The organism is Lysobacter sp. Soil_C_15 (assembly GCF_057657315.1).
Genome location: NZ_JBDGIR010000007.1, coordinates 1 through 21,652, shown reverse-complemented (window position 1 = coordinate 21,652; position 21,652 = coordinate 1). Strand labels below are relative to the sequence as shown.

Annotated in this window: 17 protein-coding genes and 1 riboswitch; of the genes, 9 read left to right on the top strand and 8 right to left on the bottom strand. The window is 68.6% G+C overall.

The window, feature by feature from the left end:
- Positions 1-136: 136 nt before the first annotated feature.
- Positions 137-1,363: a methionine adenosyltransferase gene (metK, locus tag AC3A57_RS16420; protein WP_487579903.1), complete on the top strand. Its 1,227-nt coding sequence runs from the start codon at positions 137-139 to the stop codon at positions 1,361-1,363.
- A gap of 79 nt (positions 1,364-1,442) precedes the next feature.
- Here the strand turns inward: metK and AC3A57_RS16415 are convergent, their stop codons facing one another.
- On the bottom strand, positions 1,443-2,363 hold the full coding sequence (locus AC3A57_RS16415) for a hypothetical protein (protein ID WP_487579902.1): 921 nt from the start codon (positions 2,361-2,363) through the stop codon (positions 1,443-1,445).
- A gap of 58 nt (positions 2,364-2,421) precedes the next feature.
- Positions 2,422-3,369: an XVIPCD domain-containing protein gene (locus tag AC3A57_RS16410; protein ID WP_487579901.1), complete on the bottom strand. Its 948-nt coding sequence runs from the start codon at positions 3,367-3,369 to the stop codon at positions 2,422-2,424.
- Between the two features lie 196 nt (positions 3,370-3,565).
- Between AC3A57_RS16410 and bchE the strand changes: the two genes are divergently transcribed.
- A complete protein-coding gene (gene bchE / locus AC3A57_RS16405) occupies positions 3,566-5,107 on the top strand; it encodes a magnesium-protoporphyrin IX monomethyl ester anaerobic oxidative cyclase (protein ID WP_487579900.1) in 1,542 nt (513 codons plus the stop codon).
- Positions 5,108-5,160: 53 nt separating this feature from the next.
- Here bchE and AC3A57_RS16400 read toward each other — a convergent pair whose 3' ends face one another.
- Positions 5,161-6,822: a LysM peptidoglycan-binding domain-containing protein gene (locus AC3A57_RS16400; protein WP_487579899.1), complete on the bottom strand. Its 1,662-nt coding sequence runs from the start codon at positions 6,820-6,822 to the stop codon at positions 5,161-5,163.
- Between the two features lie 405 nt (positions 6,823-7,227).
- Positions 7,228-9,783 carry a S9 family peptidase gene (locus tag AC3A57_RS16395; RefSeq protein ID WP_487579898.1) on the bottom strand — a complete coding sequence of 852 codons (2,556 nt, stop codon included), beginning with the start codon at positions 9,781-9,783 and terminating at the stop codon, positions 7,228-7,230.
- 236 nt (positions 9,784-10,019) lie between these two features.
- Positions 10,020-10,095: riboswitch (S-adenosyl-L-homocysteine riboswitch) on the top strand.
- 72 nt (positions 10,096-10,167) lie between these two features.
- Here AC3A57_RS16395 and ahcY point away from each other — a divergent pair.
- From ahcY to AC3A57_RS16380, 3 genes are all read left to right on the top strand, one after another.
- Positions 10,168-11,613 (top strand): adenosylhomocysteinase, encoded by a 1,446-nt coding sequence (ahcY, locus tag AC3A57_RS16390; protein WP_487579897.1) that lies wholly within the window; start codon positions 10,168-10,170, stop codon positions 11,611-11,613.
- A gap of 162 nt (positions 11,614-11,775) precedes the next feature.
- Positions 11,776-12,222: a hypothetical protein gene (locus tag AC3A57_RS16385; RefSeq protein ID WP_487579896.1), complete on the top strand. Its 447-nt coding sequence runs from the start codon at positions 11,776-11,778 to the stop codon at positions 12,220-12,222.
- Positions 12,223-12,550: 328 nt separating this feature from the next.
- Entirely contained in the window at positions 12,551-12,943 is a 393-nt protein-coding gene (locus tag AC3A57_RS16380; protein ID WP_487579895.1) for a DUF1801 domain-containing protein, read from the top strand.
- 27 nt (positions 12,944-12,970) lie between these two features.
- Here AC3A57_RS16380 and AC3A57_RS16375 read toward each other — a convergent pair whose 3' ends face one another.
- The 4 genes from AC3A57_RS16375 to AC3A57_RS16360 form a co-directional block, all read right to left on the bottom strand.
- Positions 12,971-14,500 carry an XVIPCD domain-containing protein gene (locus AC3A57_RS16375; RefSeq protein ID WP_487579894.1) on the bottom strand — a complete coding sequence of 510 codons (1,530 nt, stop codon included), beginning with the start codon at positions 14,498-14,500 and terminating at the stop codon, positions 12,971-12,973.
- Between the two features lie 29 nt (positions 14,501-14,529).
- On the bottom strand, positions 14,530-15,282 hold the full coding sequence (locus AC3A57_RS16370; RefSeq protein ID WP_487579893.1) for a hypothetical protein: 753 nt from the start codon (positions 15,280-15,282) through the stop codon (positions 14,530-14,532).
- A gap of 112 nt (positions 15,283-15,394) precedes the next feature.
- Positions 15,395-15,976 (bottom strand): hypothetical protein, encoded by a 582-nt coding sequence (locus AC3A57_RS16365; RefSeq protein WP_487579892.1) that lies wholly within the window; start codon positions 15,974-15,976, stop codon positions 15,395-15,397.
- 216 nt (positions 15,977-16,192) lie between these two features.
- Complete coding sequence (locus AC3A57_RS16360; protein ID WP_487579891.1) at positions 16,193-16,885, bottom strand: GNAT family N-acetyltransferase; 693 nt, start codon at positions 16,883-16,885, stop codon at positions 16,193-16,195.
- Positions 16,886-17,097: 212 nt separating this feature from the next.
- Here AC3A57_RS16360 and metF point away from each other — a divergent pair, with 212 nt between their 5' ends.
- From metF to AC3A57_RS16340, 4 genes are all read left to right on the top strand, one after another.
- A complete protein-coding gene (gene metF, locus AC3A57_RS16355; protein ID WP_487579890.1) occupies positions 17,098-17,922 on the top strand; it encodes a methylenetetrahydrofolate reductase [NAD(P)H] in 825 nt (274 codons plus the stop codon).
- A 262-nt stretch (positions 17,923-18,184) separates the two neighbouring features.
- Positions 18,185-19,456 (top strand): M12 family metallo-peptidase, encoded by a 1,272-nt coding sequence (locus AC3A57_RS16350; RefSeq protein WP_487579889.1) that lies wholly within the window; start codon positions 18,185-18,187, stop codon positions 19,454-19,456.
- Positions 19,457-19,619: 163 nt separating this feature from the next.
- Positions 19,620-20,402 (top strand): DUF4124 domain-containing protein, encoded by a 783-nt coding sequence (locus tag AC3A57_RS16345; protein ID WP_487579888.1) that lies wholly within the window; start codon positions 19,620-19,622, stop codon positions 20,400-20,402.
- A 120-nt stretch (positions 20,403-20,522) separates the two neighbouring features.
- Complete coding sequence (locus tag AC3A57_RS16340) at positions 20,523-21,437, top strand: branched-chain amino acid transaminase (RefSeq protein ID WP_221669667.1); 915 nt, start codon at positions 20,523-20,525, stop codon at positions 21,435-21,437.
- Positions 21,438-21,652 lie beyond the last annotated feature (215 nt).

Here is a 21,652-nt window from a genome sequence, read left to right as displayed (position 1 = left end):
GCGTAGGCCGGCGTTGCCCGCGATCGGCCGCCGAATTAACCCCCGGCAACCCCCGAAAGCGGCACAATGCGCGTTCGCGGCCGAGCCTGTATCATGTCCGGCCATCTTTCTATCCGAATACGAGGATAAAGCCTCGATGTCCAGCAGCTACCTGTTCACCTCCGAATCCGTCTCCGAAGGCCATCCGGACAAGATCGCCGACCAGATCTCCGATGCCGTCCTCGACGCCATCCTGGCCCAGGACAAGCGCGCGCGCGTGGCCTGCGAGACGCTGGTGAAGACCGGTGCGGCGATCGTCGCCGGCGAAGTCACCACCACCGCGTGGGTCGACATCGAGGCGCTGGCGCGCAAGGTCATCAACGACATCGGCTACAACAATTCCAATGTCGGCTTCGACGGCCACACCTGCGCGATCATCAACATGCTCGGCAAGCAGTCGCCCGACATCGCCGCCGGCGTCGACCGCAAGAAGCCGGAAGAACAGGGCGCGGGCGACCAGGGCCTGATGTTCGGCTACGCCTGCAACGAAGCCCCGGAGTTCATGCCGGCGCCGATCTACTACTCGCACCGCCTGGTCGAGCAGCAGGCCAAGGTCCGCAAGCAGAAGAACTCCAAGCTGCCGTGGCTGCGCCCGGACGCCAAGTCGCAGGTCACCCTGCGCTACGACGCCGACCACAAGGTCGTCGGCCTCGACGCGGTGGTGCTGTCGACCCAGCACGACCCGGGCATCAAGCAGAAGGACCTGGTCGAGGGCGTGTACGAGCACATCCTCAAGCCGGTGCTGCCGAAGGCGTGGCTGGAAAAGCTGCCGAAGAACAAGGTCCACATCAACCCGACCGGCATCTTCGTGATCGGCGGCCCGGTCGGCGACTGCGGCCTGACCGGCCGCAAGATCATCGTCGACAGCTACGGCGGCATGGCCCGCCACGGCGGCGGCGCGTTCTCGGGCAAGGATCCGTCCAAGGTCGACCGTTCGGCCGCCTACGCCGCCCGCTACGTGGCCAAGAACATCGTCGCCGCCGGCCTGGCCGACAAGTGCGAAGTGCAGGTCTCCTACGCCATCGGCGTGGCCGAGCCGACCTCGATCTCGGTCACCACCTTCGGCACCGGCAAGATCAGCGACGACAAGATCGAGAAGCTGATCCGCAAGCACTTCGACCTGCGCCCGTACGGCATCGTCAAGATGCTCGACCTGATCCACCCGGTCTACCAGCTGACCGCCGCTTACGGCCACTTCGGCCGCAAGCCGAAGGAAGTCGGCTACGTCGATGCCGCCGGCAAGAAGCACACCGCCACCGCGTTCTCGTGGGAAAAGACCGACAAGGCCGAGGATCTGCGCAAGGACGCCGGGCTGAAGAAGTAAGCCCGCGCCGGCGCGATATCGCGCCAACCAGAAAAGGGCCGCGAACGCGGCCCTTTTCTTTTGCCCCGACGGCGGCGGCCTAGTGCGTCTGGGCCTTCTGCTGCTGCATCGGCGAGCCCAAGCCCGGCGGCGGCGCATCCAGAGTTTCCTGGCTGGCTTTGGCCAGGCTCTGCATATCGGTATCGAAGATGTTCACGCCCACACCGGTGTAGGACGATTCTTGCGGCCCCTTGAACACGAACAGTTCGTCGCTGCGACTGCCCTCGCCGTAGCGGACGGCATCGATGGAATGGTAGATCTTGGCGGCGACGCAACCGCGGGTCAGCTCTGCGGCGACCTGTTCCTGCCAGGACAGCCTGTCTTTCAGCATCCCCGGCGCCTCCATTTCGCCGATGCATCGCAGGATCGAACGATACAGATCGCCGTGAGGGTGCTCGGTGTGGGTCAGCAGCGTCCCGCCGCTCGCGGACGGCGGCGACGCGATGTCGGCGAAGATCTTGGTCGCCGCTCCGCCATGTTCCGACAGCAGCGCTCGATCGATGCCGTCGCGGCCGTCCTCGCTGGTTTGATAGCCGCGGTCGTAATCCGACGCCTTGTCGCCGCCCTTGAGCAGGTAATGCGTCCCGGAACCATCGGGCGAGGCCAACACCCGACAGCCTTCGTCCCTGCGCAAGTCGATCTGCTGCACGCCCTTGTCCTGCAGCCATTGGGCCAGCCGCTGCGGCAAGAACTTGCCGGTGTCGTCGACGTCGACGATCACCGCCTTGATCTGCCCGGGAGGACCCAGCGCCGAGGCCTCGAAGGCCGCGTTCAACCGTTCCTCGTAGTCCCGCCAACCGGCCTCGTCGTTGCACCCCGAATACACGTGGCTCAAGGCGAGCCGGCCGTTGCCGGCCAGGCCGACCGCCACACAGCCGAGCAAGCCGTCGGTGATCAGATCGGGGCCGCCTGCCTGCAGGCTCAACCATTCGTCCACGCCCACCTTCACCCGGTCGTTCATCGCTCGCTCTCCGCTACCCGCATCGCTGTCCTGCGTCCTGCTACGCGCCGCCCGCGGATCAGACCGCCAGCGCACCGCCGCTGCTCTGCGCCTGCGACGGCTGAGCCGGGGCCGATGCCCCTGGCGCCGGCAAGGCCGCGTGCAAACGCCGCGCCTGCGCGCTCAACGCCGGCATCGACAGGTCGAGCGCGTCGTCGGTGACCACCGAAGCGTGCTGCATGGACTCGCGCCGGCTGCCCTTGATCGCGAACAGCGAGGCGTGGTCCTCGCCGCCGGTGATCACGGTATCGATCTGGCCGATCTGCTGCTTCAGGCATTCCACGGTCAGCGCCGCCGCAGCCTGGCGCGCGGCGTAGGAACCGGGCAGTTCGCCGGCATTGTCGGCGCCGACCGCCTCGGGCGGAATCTTGGCGAGGATCTGCCGGTACAAGCCGTACGCCGGATGCCCTTCCTCGGTCAGCGCCGCGCCGCCCGCGGCGAGGTCGGCGCGCGGCGGATGCGCGGCGCCGGCCGGCTTGGCCTGGTCCGACAGCGCGCCGACCCGGCTCGCCGCCTCGCCGGCGTCGCTGGACACCTGATAGCCGTAGCGGTAATCGTCCTCGCGATCGGCCTGCTTGAGCGTGCAGCGCAGGCCGGCGTCGCCGCCGGCGATGCGGCAGCCGTTGTCCTGGCGGATCTGCGCCTCGATGCCGTGGCCGTGCAGCCAGTCCTTGAGTTTCCACGGCAGCCAGGCGTTGCTGCCGAGCTGGCTGTCGCCCTGCGCGCAGACCAGCACCGCCTGCGGCCGGTCGCCGAGATCGGACGCCGCCAAGGCCTCATCGAGCCTGGCCCGGTAGCCCTCCCAGTGGCCGGCATCGCAGCCGGAGAACACGTGCGACAACGCGATCCTGCCGTTGCCGGCCAGGCCGACCGCGACACAGCCGGACAGACCGTCGGTGATGAGGTCGGTCTTGCCGGCATCGGCCGCCATCCATTCGTCCAGGCCGACCTTGACGCGTGCGTTCATCGTTCTCTCCGTGTGGTGGGCGCACGCCGTTCGCGCGCGGCATCGGTGTCTACGCAAAACACCCGCGCGGCCGGCCTGACGCGCCGACCGCCGTCACAGAACCCCCGCATCGGCCTCACCCCGGCCTCATCCTGGGCCCATCGCCGCCGCCGACAGTGCTCGCGCCGGCGCGCCGCCGGCCAGCCCGCGACCCGCCATGTCCCCGCTTCGCATCCTCCTGCTCAATCCGCCGCATACCGCGATCGGCAGCCGCATACCGCGAGAACAACTGCCGCCGCTGGGCCTGCTCAGCATCGGCGGCCCGCTGCTCGACGCCGGCTTCGCGGTCGAACTGCTCGATGCCGAGTTCGGGCCGATGCCGATCGAAGAGATCGTCCGCCGGGTGCTCGAACGCGCGCCCGACCTGCTGATGGTCGGCCACTCCGGTTCGACCTCGGCGCACCCGACCATCGCCCGCATCGCCGCGCAGCTGAAGCAGGCGCGGCCGCAACTGCGGATCGTCTACGGCGGCGTGTTCCCGACCTATCACTGGCACGACATCCTCAGCCGCGAGCCGGCGGTGGACTGCATCGTCCGCGGCGAAGGCGAGCGCACCGCGGTGCTGCTCGCCACCGCCCTGGCGCGCGGCGACGACCTGGCCGGCGTGCCGGGCCTGGCTTACCGCCGCGACGGCCGCATCGCCGATACCGGCCAGGCCGAAATGCTGACCGACCTGGACCAGGCCCGGGTCGGCTGGGAGCTGATCGATCACGACCGCTATTCCTATTGGGGCGGAATGAAGGCGGTGGTGGTGCAGTTCTCGCGCGGCTGCCCGTACCTGTGCAGCTACTGCGGCCAGCGCGGCTTCTGGACCCGCTGGCGCCATCGCGACCCGGTCCGGTTCGCCCGGGAACTCGCGCGCCTGCACCGCGAACACGGCGTGCGCCTGATCAATTTCGCCGACGAGCTGCCGACCGGCTCGCGCAAGGCCTGGAAGTCCTTCCTGGAGGCGCTGATCGCCGAGAACGTCGATTTGACCCTGGTCGGCTCGACCCGCGCCGGCGATATCGTGCGCGATGCCGACATCCTGCACCTGTACAAGCGCGCCGGGGTGATCCGTTTCCTGCTCGGCATCGAAAGCTACTCCGAAGCGACCCTGCAAACGATCCGCAAAGGCGCCAGCGTGCGCGAGGACCAGGAAGCGATCCGGCTGCTGCGCGAGCACGGCATCATCTCGATGGCCACCTATGTGGTCGGCTTCGACGAGGACCGCGATCGCGACTACTGGAACTCGCTGCGCCATCTGCTGCGCTACGACCCGGACCAGATCCAATTGCTCTACGCCACCCCGCACCGCTGGACGCCGTACTACGACAGCGTCGCGGCGCGCCAGGTGATCCAGACCGATCCGCGCAAGTGGGACTACAAACACCAGGTACTGGCGACCCGCGGCGTGCCGCCGTGGCGGGTGCTGCTGTGGGTCAAGGCGATCGAGGCGATCATGCAGCTGCGTCCGCGCGCCTTGTACCGCAGCCTGTTGCACCCCGACCGCGAAGTCCTGCGCGGCATGCGCTGGTATGTGCGCATGGGCCGGCGGGTCTGGTTGCGCGAGTTGTTCGAGTTCTTCTTCGCTGGCGGCCGCACCCGCCGCGGCCCCAGCGTCGAGGAGTTCTGGGGCTCGTCGTTGGCCGAGCACGAGAACGCGTTGGCCAAGCCGCAGCGGCGGCGGATTCCGATCCGCACCCTGCCGCAGGCTTGAGCAGCCGCCGATTCGGCGGCCGGCGGTCGGGCCGGCGACGCCGCGCGCCAGCTTCAGCCGGGAACCTGCGACCTAACGTCCATGTCGAGGCGGACGAAGCCGCGCCCCGCATGGCCGTCGGCCGCATCGGAAATGTCCAGCAGGGTCCCGGCGAAGCCGTACTTGTTCTGGTTCATGTTGCGCGCCATGCCGATCGCGAACTGCATGGTGCTCGCCGAGCGGCCGTCGCCGTCGTCGGTGAAGTGGGCGATCTGCGGCATGGTGTCGCCGGCCTTCTCGGCCTTGGCGTTCAGGGCGCCCATTTCCGCCTCGGTGAAGGTCAGCTTGAGTTTCTGTCCCGGCTGCGCCGGCCCGCTTTCGGTGACCCCGCCGCTGAGCACCCAGTTGATCTGCTGCGCCGAGTGATTGCCCTGCCCGCCGGTGTCGACGATGTATTCGTAGGTCCGCTCCGACCGCACCTCGTTGCCCTGGGCGTCGAAACGCTGGGTGATAGTCAAGGGCACGTTGTCGCCGTAGCTGAATTCGCGGGTCAAAGCGATCGAACCGTCGGGATAAGTGGTCTGGACGACGCTGCCGGCGTTAGCGCCGCCCATGGCGATATCGCCTTCGAGTTCGGCCGCGCCGGTGGCCAGGTGGAGCTTGATCCGGCCCTGCGAAGACACGTCCAGGCGCTGCACCGTCGCCACGCCCTCCACGCCCGGGTCTGCCTGCTCGGCGCGGCCGGTGACGACGAAGCGCTCGTAGGCGGCGCGGCCTTCGGAGCTGTCGAGGTCGAAACGCGCCGTACGCAGGGTCGAATCGCTGACGTTGGTCTGCCCGCCGACGCTGATCGACGCCTCCACGCCATGCTGATTGAAGCGCAGGCCGCCGCCGCTGAACGACTCCAGCGCCGAGCACGGCCCCTTCATCACCGTGACTTGGTTGCTGTGCGGGTCGCGGGTGATCACATAGGCCGACCCGCGCGCATCCTTGACCTGGCTCTCGCCGCCGATGTGCTTGAACGAGCCGGCCAGATCGGTCTGCTCGTACTGCTGTCCGTCCATGATCACCGATGCGCCGGGCGGAATCGTGCTGGGGTCGAAGGGATTGATCTGCGCGACCTTGGCCGGATCGTGGTTCTCTCCGGGCAGGATCACCTTGTAGCGGGCGCGGAAGCCGATGCCGGTGGCGCCCTCCGCCTCGAACTGTCCCGCCCGCCCCTCTGCGCGTACCAAGGTGACGTTGGCGCCGACCACGCTGAACTCGGTGTTCCCGTCCTTCTTGGTCCAACCCACTTCTACCGATACTTCGTTGCTGATCTTGAAGATGGAGTAGTTGCCGGTCTCGTTGGTCTGGGTCGTCCGGGTGACGTTGTCGCCCGGGTTGTGCATGACCTTCACCGAACCGACGGCGCCGGCGTACTCGCTCTTGCTGGTGCCGTGGCCGGCGTCGTAAGGGCTGTCGATCGGCCCCTCGGTCACGCTCATCGCCGCCGCCGGGATCTTCAGCGTGTCCCCGTAGAAGATCGGGTCGGCGCGGCCGGCCTGCTGAGCCTCGTCCTGACGCCATTTGTCCTGGAACAGTTCCGGATTGGCTTCGCGCAGGGCCTGCGGGGTGACGCCATAGGTGTCGGCGATCTGCAGCAGGGTTTCGCCGGGAGCGACCGTGTGCGTGGTCGGGGTCGATTGCGGCGTGAACACCGGCGCGCCGCCGATGCCGTCTGGAGCAAGGTACATGGAGGACCTCCGGTGCGAGCGGGGAATCGCGCCGCAGCGCATGCCAGGCATGCGGGGTGCGGTACGCGATCAGCCTGCGCTCCTGCCTCCGCCGCGCGCTGTGCGCGGATCGCGCTTCGGCGCCGATCTCGCGATGAGGACAAAATCGCGCGCATCCGCGGCAAACGCGGATGCCGCCGGGCCGAACGACGCGATTGGCCCGCGCGGGGTCCCGCGGATTGGCGCTTGCCCCTCGGCTCGCACGACGCTGTCGTGGGCGGATCGGCCGCCCTTCGCCGCATCGCGGCCGATCCGGCGGCAAAAAAAGAAACGGAGCGCCAGGCGCTCCGTTTCCACTGCGCCGTCGGCGCCGCGGCGATCGTGCGGTGCCGCTGCGCGATCGCCGTCGCGATGCCTACGGCGCGCTTATTTCGACGCCGCCGCCTTGCCCGTCGCGGCCTTGCCGGCCGCAGCGGGCTTGCCCGCTTGCGGCTTGGCGTTCTTGACGTACAGCTCGAGCCAGCGGTTGGTCTCGGCCAGCATGTGCAGGATCGACTCGCGGGCGCGGTAGCCGTGGCTTTCGTTGGGCAGCATCACCAGCCGCGCCTTGCCGCCCAGGCCCTTCATCGCCGCGAACAGGCGTTCGCTCTGGACCGGGAAGGTGCCGGAGTTGTTGTCCTGTTCGCCGTGGATCAGCAGCAACGGGTCCTTGATCTTGTCGGCGAAGTTGAACGGCGACATCGCCTGGTAGGTCGACTGCGCCTGCCAGTAGTTGCGCTCTTCGGCCTGGAAGCCGAACGGGGTCAGGGTGCGGTTGTAGGCGCCGCTGCGGGCGATGCCGGCCTTGAACAGGCGGGTGTGGGCGAGCAGATTGGCGGTCATGAACGCGCCGTAGGAGTGGCCGCTGACCGCGATCCGCTCGCGGTCGGCGACGCCGCGCCGCACCACTTCCTCGACCGCCGCCTCGGCGCTGGCGGTGAGCTGCTCGATGTAGCTGTCGTTGGGTTCGCGCTCGCCTTCGCCGACGATCGGCATCGAGGGGTCGTCGAGCACCGCATAGCCCATCGCCAGGTACGGCAGCGGCCCCCAGAAGCTGACCAGATTGAAGCGATACGGCGAACCGGTGACCTGGCTGGCCGCGGCGGCCGACTTGAACTCGCCCGGGTAGGCATACATCAGCATCGGCAGCGGGCCGTCGCGCTTGGGGTCGTAGCCCGGCGGCAGGTACAGGTTGGCGGTCAGCTCGACCCCGTCCTTGCGCTTGTAGCGGATCTGCTCCTTCTTGATCTCCTTCAACTGCGGGGTCGGATGGGCGAAGCGGGTCAGCGGCGCGGGCGCGGCCTCGGCGCGCGTCAGCTCGCGCAGGAACAGATTGGCCGGCTCGGTCGGCGATTCGCGCAGGGTCAGCAGGCGCTGGCCGGCATCGTCGAGCAGCGCGTACGGCGCTTCGTAGTGCGGCGCCTGCGAATGGAACAGCCGGGTCTTGGCCTTGCTGGCCAGATCGTAGCGGTCGAGGAAGGGACGGTCGCCCTCCGGCGAAGCGCCCTCGCCGGCCAGGAACAGGCTGGCGCCGTCGGCCGACAGCTGCAGCCGCTCGCGGCCGGCCGCGTCGCGCTGCAGCAGCGGGTCGCCCGGGTCGTTGTAGCGGTCTTCGCTGAGGCCGCTGTGCAGCAGTTCCGGCTCGCGCCCGCCCTCGTCGGGAGCCACGCGCCAGCGCTTGGTCTGGCGGGTCTTCCACCAGAATTCGTCGATCAGCGCCAGGTCGCCGCGGCCCCAGCGCGCGCGGGCGAAGCGCGATTGCAGCCGCATCAGGGTCTGCGGCGGCTGGTCGAACGGCGCGGCCTGGATCATCACCGCATCGCGGATCTCGGCCGCGCGGCCCGGGTCGCCGCCGTCCTGCGCTTCGGCCCAGACCAGGCTCGCCGGCGCGTCGCTGCGCCAGTCGATGTTGCGCACCCCGGTGGGCACGGCGTCGTTGCCGCTCGGCAGGCCGTCGATCAGCGGCAGGCGCGCGACTTCGTGCTCGAACTTGCCGTCGGCGTCCAGCACCTCGATGCGCTGCGGGAACATGCTCGCCGGCACCTGATAGGAGAACGGCCGCTCGATCCGGGTGGTCAGCAGATGGCGGCCGTCCGGCGAGGGCTTGGCGCCGGTGTACAGCGCCGGCGCGCCGAGCCGGGCGACCGCGCCGGTCAGGTCGACCACGGCCAGCTGCGAACGCAGGTAGTACTCGAACTGGCGCGCGTCGCTTTCGTTGCGCAGCAGGTCCTGGAAGGTGCGGATCTGGCGCACGGTGTCGCTGGCTTCGGTCTCCTGCACCGCCGGGCCGGTCGGCACGGTAGCGCTGGCCGGCGCCTCGCCCTCGCCTTCCGGCCGCAGCTGCACCAGCAGGCGGCGGCTGTCGGGCATCCAGGCATAGCCGCGGCCGGCGACGGTGTTGAGCCCGGACGCCACCCGGTGCGCGCGGCGCGAGGCCAGCTCGACCAGCCACAACTCGTTGGCGCCACTGCCGGCGTCGACGCGGTTGAACGCCAGCCAGCGCTGGTCCGGCGACCATTCCAGCGTCGCCAGCGACAGCGGCGACGGCAGGCCTTCGATCTTGTGGGTCTTGGCGCCGTCGATCTGCAGCAGGGTCAGATCGCTGCCGAAGCTGAAGCGGCTCTGCGCCCGCATGCGCGGGTGCAGGCGCATGCCGGCGAGCTTGAGTTCCGGCTGGGCGACCACGTCGATGCCGGGCAAAGACGGCGTCTGCACCAGCGCCATCCAGTCGCGGCGCGGGCTCAGCGCCAGCTGCGGCGGACGCGGCGCATCGACGATCGCCTGCAGGGGCTTGGGCGGCAATTGGTAGCCCGCGGCGGCGGCGGTCTGCGCGGTGGCGGCCAGCGGCAGCGCCAACAGCAGGGCCGACAGCAGCAAGGCCTGCGGCAGGCGGATCGAAGCAGGCCGGCGGTCGCTGCCGCGGCGTCGCGCAAGAGGTCTCATCGGCGATGGGTTCCCTGAGTGAATGAGCATGGGAGCCGCGGCCGCCGACGCGGACGCCGCCGCATGGCGCGGGCGCGCTCCCCGGCCCGAGCTTAGCCGGCGCCGACGGCCGCCGGCCTATGCCATTCGGGCTGGTTCGCAGGCGGCGGCGCGACGACCGCTGCGGCCGCCTGCGTTCAGGCTCGGCCTGGCCGCCGTGCGGCACTCGGGGAGGCCGCGATATACTGGACGCTCAGCCCGCCGAGGGGCGCTGCGACCGTGGGATCCACGGCCAGGCTCGGCGAGGCCTAGTCCCAACGGCGCCCGGTTTGAGCTCCACCGCAAACCGCGGTGGCTCGCCGGACCCGGCATCCGCCGGCTCCCCAAAGAACTGGAGCACCCTCGATGAACGCAGTACCCAAGACCTTCTCGACCGAAGGCGACTACAAGGTCGCCGACATCTCCCTGGCCGACTGGGGCCGCAAGGAGCTGGACATCGCCGAGCACGAAATGCCGGGCCTGATGTCGATCCGCAAGAAGTACGCCGCCGCGCAGTCGCTCAAGGGCGTGCGCGTGACCGGCTCGCTGCACATGACCATCCAGACCGCGGTGCTGATCGAGACCCTGCGCGACCTCGGCGCCGACGTGCGCTGGGCCTCGTGCAACATCTTCTCGACCCAGGACCACGCCGCCGCGGCGATCGCCGCCAGCGGCACCCCGGTGTTCGCCTGGAAGGGCGAGACCCTGGAAGAGTACTGGGACTGCACCCTCGCCGCGCTGACCTTCCCGGGCAACGGCACCGACAAGTACCTCGGCCCGGAGCTGGTGGTCGACGACGGCGGCGACGTGACCCTGCTGATCCACAAGGGTTATGAACTCGAGAAGGGCGACACCTGGGTCGACACGCCGTCGGGCAACCACGAAGAACAGGTGATCAAGAACCTGCTCAAGCGCGTCCACGCCGAGCGTCCGGGCTTCTGGCACACCGTCGTGCGCGACTGGAAGGGCGTCTCGGAAGAGACCACCACCGGCGTGCACCGCCTGTACCAGCTGGCCGAAGCCGGCAAGCTGCTGGTCCCGGCGATCAACGTCAACGACTCGGTCACCAAGTCCAAGTTCGACAACCTGTACGGCTGCCGCGAATCGCTGGCCGACGGCCTCAAGCGCGCGATGGACGTGATGCTGGCCGGCAAGGTCGCGGTGGTGTGCGGCTACGGCGACGTCGGCAAGGGCTCGGCCCACTCGCTGCGCGCCTACGGCGCCCGCGTGGTGGTCACCGAGATCGACCCGATCAACGCCCTGCAGGCGGCGATGGAAGGCTTCGAGGTCAACACCGTCGAGAGCACCCTCGGCCGCGGCGACATCTACGTCACCACCACCGGCAACAAGGACGTGCTGACCCTGGCCCACATGCAGGGCATGAAGGACCAGGCCATCGTCTGCAACATCGGCCACTTCGACAACGAGATCCAGGTCGACGCGCTCAACGCTTCCGGCGCCAAGCGCCTGAACATCAAGCCGCAGGTCGACAAGTACACCTTCGCCAACGGCAACAGCATCTTCCTGCTGGCCGAAGGCCGCCTGGTCAACCTCGGCTGCGCCACCGGCCACCCGAGCTTCGTGATGTCGAACTCGTTCTCGAACCAGACCCTGGCCCAGATCGACCTGTGGGCGAACAAGGACAACTACGAGGCCAAGGTCTACATCCTGCCGAAGAAGCTCGACGAGGAAGTCGCGCGCCTGCACCTGGAGAAGATCGGCGTCAAGCTGACCAAGCTGACCGACGAGCAGGCCGCCTATCTCGGCGTATCGGTGGACGGCCCGTACAAGCCGGATCACTACCGCTACTGATCGGCTTCGCCGCGAGGCGAAACGATGCGATGAAGAAACGGGCGCCCAGGCGCCCGTTTCTGTTTGCGCCTGCGCAGCACCGGAATCGGATATCGTAGTCGAACCGCGGCTTTCCGGGGCGACGCGTTCGCTCCGGGGCCGTCGCCGACGCCGAATGCGCCCATGACGCCCTTGCTCGTTCGTTTGCAGACCTGCGCCCGCGACCGCGACTACCTGCCGCACGCCGACCCGGCCGATGCCGACTCCGAGCGCATGCTCGACGGCTTCGAGCGCCACTACCCGCAACTGCGCGCGCATCGGCCGGGCAACGACGCCTACAGCCATCGGCTCGATATCCGCTTCGGCCCCGAAGCCCACGCCGACATTCTGTTGCGCTTCGATCTGCGCGTGTTCGTAGTGCTCGCCTACCGTGCCGAAGGCGCGCTGCGCCGCCTGGCGATCGGCGACGAGGAGCTGGAACTGCGCTGCGCGCCGCTGTTGGACGAATTGCGCCGCCACGGTTTCGAACGGCTCGCCTTCGCCGACGCCTGCACCACCCTGTCGCGGCGCATGCTGGCCCACGGGTTCATCGACGACACGGTGCTGGCTTACTTCTTCGAGAGCCTGTAGGCGGCGCGCCCTCCCCCGGGGCGCGAGGCGGTGTCCCGCCTGCGGCGGCTGGGTTCGGGCTTGCGCCGGCCTTGGCGTTTCAAGACAGCAACGGCAAATCCCCCGCCCCCCTTTTTCAAAGCGGGAGCGGCGAGAGCACGGCGCGCGTGGAGACCCGGGCAGGAGCGGCGCAAGCCGCGGCCGCGGACCCGCAGGCATACCGCAAGCCGCGCACCCGCGGACGTGCGCAGGCCGCGGAAAGGTAGAGGCGCTCGTCCTATCTTGATCGACCCAGTCTTAGCGCCCAGAATCGCCTTGCCCCGCTTCGGGCGCGCCGACGGGACTGCCGATGAAGAAGTCCGTTCCTGCCGCCTCCCCCGACGCCTACGTCGCCGCGCTCGACGGTTGGCACCGGCCCCTGGTCGAAAGCCTGCGCCGCGCCGCGTTGGGCGCCGGAACGCTCGACGAACGGATCAAATGGGGCCATCTGGTCTATTTCAGCAACGGCCCGGTGCTGCTGATCCGCGCCGAGGAACAACGCGTGCTGTTCGGTTTCTGGCGCGGCAAGCGCCTGGTCGGACTGGAACCGCGGCTCAAGCCCGGCGGCAAGTACGAACTGGCGACGATGGTGCTGCGGGAAGGCGACAAGGTCGCACCGGCGCAGGTCAAGAAGTTGGTCAAGGCGGCGATCGAACTCAATCGCAGCGTCGGCGACCCGACTGCGCTTTCGGGCGGCGGCTGACGCGGCGACGCTCGTCGGTCCGCCCGCTCAACCCAGGCTCGGCCCGCTACGCTGCTGGCTCTGCGCGAGCGCGCGTTCGCGCTCCTGTTCCTGCGCGATGGCCAGGTTGGCGGCGGCGAGCTTCTGGTCGGATTGCTCGACCGGGGTGTTCAGCGCTTGCTCGGCGGACACGCAGACGCGCTTGCTGGCCGGATCGTCCAGCCGGCCCTCGACGGCGAAAATATGGCCGTTGTTACCCATCGCCACATGGTCCACCCGGGTCAGGGCATTGGCCGACAACGACACCTCGCGGCCCGGATACATCTCGCGGTTGTCCTTGCATGCCGCCAGCAGGCAGCGGCTGATCCGTTCGCTGGCCTCGTCGTAGGGCTTGCCGAGGCCGGCGTCGATAGTCCGCATGCCGCGGCGGATCTGCTCCAGCATCTCGTGGTCCGGGTGCGCCGGCTGGCTCGGGTCCCGCGCCAGCCGGCGGTCCTCGCCACGCGTCGGTTCGGTGTCGCCGTACTGGCGAGGCAGCGTGCGGCCGTTGGCGGCGTCCTCCTGGAACGCACGCGAAATTCGGCTCATGTCATGGCGCTCGTTGGCGTCGGCGCCGATCGCCGCGCCCTTGGACAGATACTCCACCCATTTCGCGCCCGTGCCCATCACCCGCCCCAGGGTCTGATCGAGCAGGGGCGTTTCGGCGATCGCGCCGCCGACCAGGCCCACCGCCCATTGCCCGTGTTCGAGCACGCCCTGGCGGCCGGCCAGGCTGGAGATGGACAGCTTGGGGCCGATATGGTCGCCGGTGCGGGCGGAGACGGCGCTGTTGTTGACCGTGTAGTTGAGCAAGCTGGCTTGCTGGACGGTGCCGTGTTCGTAGGCGGGGGCGCCGGGAGGAGTAACGCCGTTCCTTCTGCACCAAGCCTTATACTCGTCGGATTCAATGATGTTCTTGGCACCGGGTGCGTCGAACGTACGCCCGCCCCAGCCGAAGGTATGCGCGACGATCTGGGCATGTGCGCCCCCCAGCGAATGACCGGTCACCTCGATCTTATGATCGGCGCCGTACTTCCTGTGCATGGCCAGGGCATAGTCCAACGCCGCCTCGATCTGCGTATCCCAGTCCTTGCCGCCACGCGGCGACTGACCTGCTAGAGATCGCTGTACGTCGCCCATCTGCTGCTCGGTGTGCTTGGTTTTGGGTCCAGGCAGGCCAACTGCGCCCAGCAGATCTCCATCGGCTGCCAGTTTGATATTCGGGCCAGACCAATCCTGCCCTTCGTCGCTGCCGCGAAAAGCGAGGACGATGCGCCGCTCGGGATCCCCCTGCTTCTCGAACGCCGCAACCGTCAAACCGTTATCGCGATCGTCCATGAAGTTGTCGCGCTGTATGGACTCAACCGTTCCCAACAAGGACCATCTTTCGGGGAGTCGGAACTCAGCGCTTTTCCCATCGCGCGCGGCCACCAGATCGGCATGATCGCCATAAGCCGCATCGGAGAGCATCGCATAAGCGGCGTCTTCCTTGAGATCGAGCATAGCCCCCGGGAAAACCGGGGGTTGGTTCCTGCTCATGACACTACTCCTTGTGCTGACCTATCGGCCTACTCAGTGGGATCCGGCTCTTGATCCAAATCGTAGAAATCGATGCGGACCAGCTTCTGGTCGGGTGTGATTCGATGACTCACCTTGTAATCCGCCTTGGAATCTCCTTTCGTCAAAGCCGGACAGAAAAAATTCGGCGGTTTGCTTCCGTAAGCCACGACCTTGCAAGGGATGATTACGGGCGTGCTCAAGGAGTTCGCTTTGGTCGGACAACGTCTATGGTCGCCGGATCGCGGGTTCAAGCTGCAACCGGAGACGTCGTACTCATCGTGGTAGAAGCTGCGCGCCTGGATCACTTGCTCGACGACGTCCATTTCCTCGTCGGGCTTGTCGGCTTGCCTCACTCCTGCATTCACCCGCCACAAAATCCAATTGCAAGGCCCCGGCAGATACTTGTCGACGACGAGCTCAGCGGTATACCGCTCCTTGGACCTCGTAATATCGAGCACGTCGATCTGGTAGTTCGGCCCCAACCCCGATAGCGCGCCAGGCTGGGTGAAGCAGGCCGTGTCCTTGCTGTCGGTCAGGTAGGCAGCCCCCAAGACGATCTCCAACGAATCCGGCACCCGCCCTTCGATGCGGACGATGTGCTTGGGGTTCTTGTTGAGTACCCGGGTCATGTCCTTGGCTTCGCTCGGCGCTTGTTTGCCTTGCGCGGGCGGCGCCACGCCCTCGGGCGACTTGCAGCCCGCCAACGACGGAGCGAGCAAAAGCGATACGGCGAGAACGCAGTGGTTGATGCGATGGCTCATGGAATCCGTCCGTTCATGCGATTCAGTGCCGCTGAAGCCCGGCGACCGCCCGAATCATGTTGGTCCGCCCCGATGCCGTCTCGCAACTCCGGGCCCTGCCCCGATGCGGCGTTCATCGGCTCTGCGGCAGCGTTTCCAGGCTGGCCGGCGTGGGGATATCGTCCCAGGCCATCAGCGCCCGCTCCACCGTCGGCCCATTGGCCTGCAGCCAGGCGCCGAAGTCCTGCGCGGCCGTTTCGCCGTAGTTGCGGTGAGCATAGATCGCCATCATCCCGGTGCCGTCGATCAGCTTGAAGCGCACGAACACCGTCTCGAGGAATCCCTGGCCCGGCAGCAGCGCGATCAGGAAGTGTTCGGCGGGCCGGCTGCCGGTGCGCGGCGTCGACCCGGTCTTGATGATCTTGCCGGCGCCCTTGTATTGGGCCAGCAGGGATTCGGCCAGCGCGGCCAGCGTTTCGCCGTCGCGGACCTCTTGCCGCGGCACCAGGGTGACCATGTCCCGCCAGGCGGACAGATCTTCCTGGCCGGCGGGAGTGAACTCGTGCTGGTTGCCCTTGGACCAGCGATGGGCGTAGCGAGCGCCATTGAAGGCGAGGCTCGATGGCGCCGGCGCCTGAGCGGCTTCGCGCTGTGGCTTGCGCGACTCGGCCAGTGCGGAGGGCGAAACCGCGAACGCCACGACGGCGGCCAGCATCAGATGGAACGGCATTCGGGTGATCGACACTTTGTTCTCCTGTCGCGACGGCGACAGGACCAGTCTCGCCAACCCGCTGGCGCCTGTCCGTAGGAAAATTCTGATTTTGCAGTGGACGTTCGTCTACGAAGCACACTTGTCGACGCGTCGACATCGTCGTCCGTTTCGCTCGCTTCCGTTTTCCGATCCGCCGTGTTCGCGATGCGCTCAGCTTGCCTATGCGCTGCGCCGCAACGCCCAGAACGGAATATCCCGCCGCAGTTCGAACCCATTGCGTTGGTACAAATCGATCGCGCGCGGGTTGTCGCGACTGACGTGCAGGAACGGCACGCGGTCGCGGGCGTGGTTGTCGTTGGCCAGGAACACCAGCAGGCGGCGCGCATAACCGCGGCCGACGAAGTCCGGATGGGTGCAGATCGCGCTGAGTTCGGTGTAGTCGTGGGTGCCCATGCGCTCGCCGGCCATCGCCGCCAGGCGGCCGTCGCAGTAGAGGCCGAAGTAACGCCCCAGCTCGGGCGTGCGCGGACGGAAATAGTGCGGATAGACCAGAGCGGTCAACGCCAGGATGTCGCCGTGGTGTTCGGGGCCGAGTTCGACGATGCCGTCCGGGTCGGCCTCGCCGGCGACCGGCGCGGCGCAGAGCATCTGCGCCAGATTGGCCAGGTGGCGCAGTTCCCAACCCGGCGCGGCCGGCGGCGGCACGCCGAGCAACAGCGCGGTGTCGTCGGCCGGAATCAGGGCGGCGAACGCGGCGCCGAGCGCTTCGGAGTCGGCGCCTTCCGCCGCCACGCCCAGGAACGGCGCGACCTGGGCCGGGTAGCGCGCCGCCGGCTCGTGGCGCTGCGCCAGTCGCAGATGCCGGCTCAGCAGCGACTGCCAGATCGGGTTGTCCAGGACGTGCGCGCTCATGCCGGGCCGAGGTTGCAAGGGGTGGATCATCTATAGCGCAGCCGCGCCGCGGCCGCCGCCGGTACCGGACCCGCGGCCGGGACAGGCGCACGGACGGCGCGCCGTGGCGCCAGGCCCCGCGGGCCGGAGATCTTCGCCGGCCGGACGTACAGTTTTATTTCATCGCGATAAAGAGATATTATCGGCCCCACCCTTCGCCGCGGCCCTCGCCCATGCTGCCGATCAGTTTCGAGTTCTACCCGCCCAAGACCGACGAACAGCGCGCGCAACTGGACAAGACCGCCGCCAAGCTCAAGCCCCACGCGCCGCACTACGTGTCCTGCACGTTCGGCGCCGGCGGCTCGACCCTGAGCTACACCCCCGAGACCATCCGCCGCCTGCGCCAGGAGCACCGGCTCGACGCCGCGCCGCACCTGTCCTGCGTCGGCGGCACTCGCGGCGAGATCCGCGAGTTGCTCGGCCTGTACCGCGAATTGGGCTGCAAGCGCCTGGTCACCCTGCGCGGCGACCTGCCCTCGGGCATGGCCAGCGCCGGCGACCTGCGCTACGCCAACGAACTGGTCGAATTCATCCGCGCCGAAACCGGCGACCACTTCCATATCGAAGTCGCGGCCTATCCGGAAACCCATCCGCAGGCGCGCGACGCGCTGTCGGACCTGGAGAACTTCAAGCGCAAGGTCCGCGCCGGCGCGAACGGCGCGATCACCCAGTACTTCTACAACCCCGACGCCTACTTCCGCTTCGTCGACGACGTGCGCGCGGCCGGAATCGACATCCCGATCGTGCCGGGGATCATGCCGATCTCCAATTTCAGCCAGCTGCGCCGCTTCTCCGACCTGTGCGGCGCCGAGATCCCGCGCTGGATCGGCCAGCGCATGCAGGCCTATGGCGACGACGCCGAGAGCATCCGCGAATTCGGCGCCGACGTGGTCGCGCAACTGTGCCGCCGGCTGGTCGAAGGCGGCGCGCCGGGCCTGCACTTCTACACCTTGAACCTGGCCAAGCCGACCCAGACCGTATTGGCGCGCCTGGCCTGAGCGCGCCGGCTTAATCGTTCAGCCAAGGCGAAAGACAAGCGCAGCCGTCGCAGTTTCGCCTGACCCGGTACGGCCGTTCGTTCGAACTGCCAGCGCAGTTCTCAACCCGCATTTGCGGTCGGACAAGTTCGTTCTTGAGCCCTGCGACGCCGCGGCGGCTCACTGGGCGCAGGATGCATCGCCGCGACGAGCGATGCCCTCGCGACCGCCGCCGCGGCTCCGGCTGCGGTGAGCCGCGGTCCCTCAAAGGAGAGAACGCACCATGTCCGCACGCCACACGTCGTTGTCCCTCAGCCTCGCCGTCGTACTGTCGCTGGGCCTGGCCGGCGCCGCCGCCGCGGCCGAGCCCGCCCCGCTGTTCGGCACCCCCGCCGCCAGCCTGGCCCGCAGCGTCGGCAGCGACTCCGCCTACCGCGCGGTCCAGGCCGAACGCGCCGCGGTTCGGGTCGACCTGGTCCGCGCCGACACCGCGCAGATCACCGAGACCCAGGACCAACTGCTGCTCAACCTCGCCCCCGGCGTCGTGCTGAAGGCGCACAAGCTGCAGGCCGAGCGCAAGGCCGACGGCGTGGTGATCTGGCAGGGCTTGGTCGGCGACCCGAACAAGCAGCTCAAGCGCATCAACACCTTCACCGGCGCCGAGCTGATCGACGACCCGGAAGAGTCGGCGATCATCGTCCGCAACGGCGACAAGATCGCCGGCACCGTGCGCAGCGGCGGCAAGCTGTACCGGATCGATCCGCTCAAGCACGGCGGCCACACCGTCAGCCTGATCGACGAATCGCGGATGCCGCCGGATCACCCGGCCTCCGGCTACCGCGCCAAGCCCGTCGTGCCGTTCCTCAACGATCCCAACTTCGACGAGGCCGCGTTCAACCAGAAGGCGCCGTACACGGTGCGGGTGATGGTGGTCTACACCCAGGCCGCGGCCAACGCGGTCGGCGACACTCTGGCCAAGGCCAACCTGGCGATCACCGAGAGCAACCAGAGCTTCGCCAACAGCGCGGTCAACGTGCGCTTCCAGCTCGCCGGCCAGTACACCAGCAGCTACGTCAGCGCCGGCTTCGACAGCGACCTGAGCCGCTTCCGCGGCACCAGCGACGGCTACCTCGACAGCTACCACGCCACCCGCAACACCATCACCGCCGACGTCAACGTGTTGATCATCACCGACAACGCGTACTGCGGCCTGGGCTATCTGAACTCGAACGCGGCCAGCGCCTTCAGCGTGGTCAGCCACAGCTGCATGACCGGCTACTACAGCTTCGCCCACGAGATCGGCCACAACTTCGGCGCCCACCACGATCCCAACAGCGGCACCAACACCGTCTACCCCTACGGCCACGGGTACTGGGCGCCGAACAAGACCTGGCGCACCATCATGGCCTACAACTGCGGCTCGAACTGCCCGCGCCTGAAGTACTGGTCGAACCCCAACATCACCTACAACGGCGTGCCGATGGGCACCGCGGCGAAGAGCAACAACGCCCGCGTGCTCAACGAACGCGCCGCGACGGTGGCGGCGTTCCGCTGAGCCCCGGCGCAGGCGGCGCCAGCGCGCGCCGCCTGCGCAACCGGTGCCCGCAGACCGGAACCGGTGCCGCGCAGGCGACGCAGCCCGTCGCCTGCGGCGGCTACCGCACCATTCCTGCATGGGCGCACTGTCCCCCGGACGCGCGCGGCGCTAGGCTGGGCGGATGCCTTGGTACGCCCGCTCCCGATCCGATCTCCGCCTGTCGCTGCCGCTGTCCGCGCTTGCCGCCGTCGCATCCGCCGCCGCTGCGCTCCACTGCGCCCCGGCCGCGGCGCAGATCCGCCGTTGCACCGATGCGCACGGCAATTCGGTCTATACCGACCGCGAATGCAGCGCGGTCGGCGGCGTCGACCGGCTGCCGCGCGGCGCCGCCCAGGCGCAGAGTCCGGCCCAGAGCGGCGGCGGCTGCGCGCGCAACCTGCGCGATCTGGTCGGCCAGATCACCCAAGCCATCGACGCCCAGGACGGCAATCGACTGGCCGCGGTCTACCACTGGACCGGCATGTCCGACGACCAGGCCTATGCGGTGATGCAGCGGCTGGACGCGATCGCGCACCGGCCGCTGCTCGACATCGCCCCGGTGCTGCCGGCCGCGCCGGCGCCGCCGTCGCCGGAACCGGGCGCCTGGACCACCCTGCCGCCGCCGGCGCCGAACGCCGCCACCGCGCCGCTGCCGCCGGTGGAGCCGCCCGCGCCTGCCCTGGCCAGCCCGCTGGGCCGCCCCAGCGGCGCCGCTGCGGCCCAGGCCGAAGGCGAGGCCGCGCAGGCCGAGCCCGCCGTCGCGGGCGCCGGCACGGCCAGCGCCGCGGCCGCGGTCGCCGCGACGCCGCGCCGGCGCGCGCCGGTCGGCCTGCGCCTGGAGCAGACCCTGGGCAACGGCATCACCCCGTCGCGCACCGTGTTCGGCCTGACCCGGCACTTCGGCTGCTGGTGGATCAAGGGCTGAACCCGTCCTGCGACCGACTCGGCACGCGCCGGCAGCGCACACAGACCGGCCCGTACATTGGGCCTGCGCACGCGCGCAGGGCACAATAGGAGGTTCTCCACCCCACGACGGAAGCCGACGATGCAATACCCCGAATGGATCTGGCACAACGGCGCGATCAAGCGCTGGGCCGAAGCGACCACCCACGTCATGTCGCACGCGCTGCATTACGGCTCGTCCGTATTCGAGGGCATCCGCACCTACGACACGCCGCAGGGGCCGATCATCTTCCGCCTCACCGACCACAACCGGCGCCTGTACGCCTCGGCCAAGATCTACGACATGGCCGTGCCCTACTCGCTGGAACAGATCAACCAGGCCTGCCATGAAGTGATCAAGGCCAACGGCCACAGCACCGACTACCTGCGCCCGGTCGCCTACCGCGGCCTCGGCGGTTTCGGCCTGTCCGCCGACACCCCGACCGACGTCGCCGTGGCGACCTGGAAGATGGGCCAGTACCTCGGCCCGAGCGTGCTCGAGGAAGGCATCGACGCCTGCGTGTCGAGCTGGCAGCGCTTCGCGCCCAACACCATCCCGGCCGGCGCCAAGGCCGGCGGCAACTACTTGTCCGGCCAGTTGGTCGCGCGCGAAGCGCGCCGCCTGGGCTTCGGCGAAGGCATCGCCCTGGCCTCGACCGGCCTGCTCTCGGAAGGCGCGGGCGAAAACCTGTTCCTGGTCTTCGACGGCGCCCTGCACACCACTCCGGTCAGCGCCGCCCTGCTCAACGGCATCACCCGCAACACCATCATCACCCTGGCCCGCGACGCCGGCATCGAAGTGATCGAACGCGACCTGCCGCGCGAGTACCTGTACTTGTGCGACGAGCTGTTCATGTGCGGCACCGCCGCCGAGATCACCCCGATCCGCTCGGTCGACGGCCGCCAGGTCGGCAGCGGCCGCCGCGGCCCGGTCACCGAACGCATCCAGGAGCTGTTCTTCGGCCTGTTCAACGGCAAGACGGCGGACAAGTACGGCTGGCTCGAGCCGGTGGCTTGAAGCCTGAGGCCGGGACTCGGGACTCGGGACTCGGGACTCGGACAAAAGCTTGAAGCGAAAACGCCCGGCTCGAACGAGCCGGGCGTTTTTTATTTGCCCCGCGACTATACGCGAAACCAATTCTGCGCAAGGCTCTTAGAGTCCCGAGTCCCGAGTCCCGAGTCCCGAGTCCCGAGTCCCGAGTCCCGAGTCCCGAGTCCCGAGTCCCGAGTCCC